Annotated in this window: 1 protein-coding gene; it reads left to right on the top strand. The window is 67.8% G+C overall.

The window, feature by feature from the left end:
- Window positions 1–1632: 1632 nt before the first annotated feature.
- Window positions 1633–2920 (top strand): PP2C family protein-serine/threonine phosphatase (locus tag EAO76_RS29625; protein ID WP_399463380.1); only part of this gene is annotated, 1288 nt, incomplete at its 3' end.

Genomic DNA, 2920 nt, shown 5'->3' with positions numbered 1-2920 from the left:
CCTACACCCCCGCACCCTGACCCGACCGGTCACCCGGCGTTCCGTGCCCCGGCAACCAGCCGCTTCTGGTCGCCGGGGCACGGCCGTTTCGGCTCCTGCTGGGCCTGCCCGCCGTGTCCAGGGCGTCGTCCACCGGCAGAGTCCGCGTTCAGGGCGGGAGCGACGGCGCCGGGGCCGAAACCCTCGCCGAGGCCAGTGCCGGCGCGGCAGCCGAACGGGCCACGAACAGGATCGTCGAGGCAGACGCGCTGGGCGGTGCCGTACCGGGGCGCTCGGGCTACAGCTGCTGCTGGACCCACCAAAAACCGAGACCGACGATTCCGGCCCCTGTGGCGTAGGCGGCGCCGCGGAGGGCGCTGGAGAGCAGCGCGCGGCTGCGTCGGGCGAGCCAGCGTTTCGCGCAGCGGATTCGGCTGGTTTGGACTGTGGTCTCAGGGTGGCGGTTACTGTGCATGTGGTACTCCGTTGTTCCGGGTGCTGTGTCAGGGGTCCGGCGGGGGCTGGGCGGCGTAGGAACCTTCAGCCCCGGCCGGACCTTTTCCAGTGAGTGGGGAACGTCCCACGTTGGGAAATTTGATGATCCTCCTGCGCAGGGTATTCACGCGTGGGTTGGATGTTGTTCTGCTGACAACGCCGGGTTGTTCTGCAATAACCCTCGAAGGGACGTCAAGAGTGACTGGTGCGAAGCGGCCGGGCCGGCCGTGGGCGGCAGCGAAGGGGCACTGCACCGAGATCAATGACCTTGTCGGAACCGTCAGGCTGTGGCTGGACGAAGCGGCCATGAGCGTTTCGGAGTTGCGTGCCCTGCTCGTCCCGGATCACTTCCATGATGGTGTGGTTCCCTCGCTCAGGAAGCTGCGTGAACGCCTTGCTGGCGACGGGCTGACGTGGGACCTGGTCGAGGCGGTTGCTGACGTGTGCTTTCGTCACGAACCCCCAGCGGCGACCAGACATCGCTTAGCCCCCGCTCGGGCCTTGTGGGATGCCTCGCAGACACACCCCACCGTGCTTGCTTTCGACGGTGAACCGGCGGTGTCCGCCCGCGAGGTGTTCCTGGCCCAGGAGCGAACGCTCAATGCGCTGGAGGAGCTCAACCGAGTGCGCCAGGCCTATGAGGCCAGTGAGCGCGCACGTAATCAGTCGTTGCAGATCGCCACGGTCCTGTTCAACCTTCTGGGGCAGGCCCATGCCCAGATCTCCGGCCTCACACGCCGCCTGGATGCTCTGACCGCGGCCCCGGCCCCCGACGTTACTGACATCGGATCCCTGCGCCACCGCCTGGACCGCGCCACTGTGCAGAAAGGAGACCTGGAACTTCAACTTTCCCGTGCGGAAGCCGAACGAGCAAGAGCTCAAGCCATCGCGGACGTGGCGGCACGCCGGATTCTCGTACTGGAAGCCGAGATTCAAGAGCTCCGGACAACAGGCAACCCGGGCGCCGCACCCCAGCCAGATCCAGGCATCCAACTGCCCCAGCAACTCACCGGCCCCGCCGACGAGGACAGCACGCTTGATCGCGTGGACGAAGCACTCCAGACCGCCCGTTTCGTCCTCGACCGTGAACACGACACTGTGGAGGAAATCGCCGATGAGCTGGGGTGGCGCAGCTCCCTTGGGTCTCCACAGCAAGGAATGAAGCAGGAAACTCTCACCCCGGAAAGTTCCGGCACCAGCAGATGGGGTGCTGCGGACGGGTTATCCGGAACAACCCCGAACAACCCTCTCAGCAGGGATGAAGAGTCGGGAAGCAGCCTGGTTCTGAGAAGGCAGTCAGACCGCATTCGGTATGTCGGAGCCGCGTCCCGGCGAATCTCCCGCGGTATGGACCTCGATGAGATCGTTCTTGGCCTCTGCCGGGCTGCGGTGCCAACATTCGCGGACAAAATCGTGGTCTATTTGCGTGATCCGCTGCCGGTCGGCGACGAGCGCCCCGTGAACCCGTTCGTACTGCGACTGCGCCGTAGCGACCAACTACGCCCGTCCGCAGAAGAAAACGACAGCTCGGTTCGTGCCCTGACGGCGGCGCTGGACCCGCAGCCCGAGCCAGCCGAGCCAGCCAAGCTGAGCGAAGTACCCCCCGGCAGCGCGCTGGCCGAGGTACTGCGTGGTGTGCGCCCCGTCTTCGGCGACTCAGCCGTCGCCCGGGCCGCCCTGCCTAAACTGTTGGGCGATGCCTGCAAGACCCCAAGCGGACATCGGGTAATCCTTGCTCCGCTGCGCGGCCGACGGCGGGTTGTCGGCGCGGCCGTCTTCGAGCGCGGAGCCGAGCGGCCGACATTCGACTCGGACGACCTCTTGGTCGCAGCCCAACTCGTCACCCAGACCGCGCTCGGCATCGACAAGGCGGTGCTGTACGGGCGCGAGGCGTACATCGCCGACGAGGTTCAGCGCATGATGCTGCCCGACTCGCTGCCGCAGCCGACCGGTGTCCGGCTCGCCTCCCGCTACCTCCCGGCCGCCGAGACGGCCCGGGTCGGCGGCGACTGGTACGACGCGATCCCGCTGCCCGGCAGCAGGGTCGCTTTGGTCGTCGGCGACGTCATGGGCCACTCCATTTCCTCTGCCACGATCATGGGCCAGCTGCGCACCATCGTGCAGACCGTCGCCAGGCTCGATCTGCCGCCGCAGGAGGTGCTGCACCACCTCGACGAGCAGGCCCAGCGGCTGGGCAGCGACCGCATGGCGACCTGCATGTACGCGGTGTACGACCCGGTCGCGCACCGGATCACGGTCGCCAACGCCGGGCATCCGCCGCCCGTCCTGCTCCACCTGGGCGGCCGTGCGGAGGTGCTGCGGGTGCCGCCGGGCGCGCCGATCGGGGTCGGCGGGGTGGACTTCGAGGCGGTCGAGCTGGACGCGCCCGCGGGCGCCACGCTGCTGCTGTACACCGACGGCCTGGTGGAGTCCCGGCTGCGCTGCG

This window comes from Streptomyces sp. sk2.1 (assembly GCF_008120935.1).
In the GTDB taxonomy this organism is placed as follows: Bacteria; Actinomycetota; Actinomycetes; order Streptomycetales; family Streptomycetaceae; genus Streptomyces.
The sequence above is the reverse complement of the archived record's forward strand: the minus strand, read 5'-3'. Positions and strand labels throughout refer to the sequence as shown.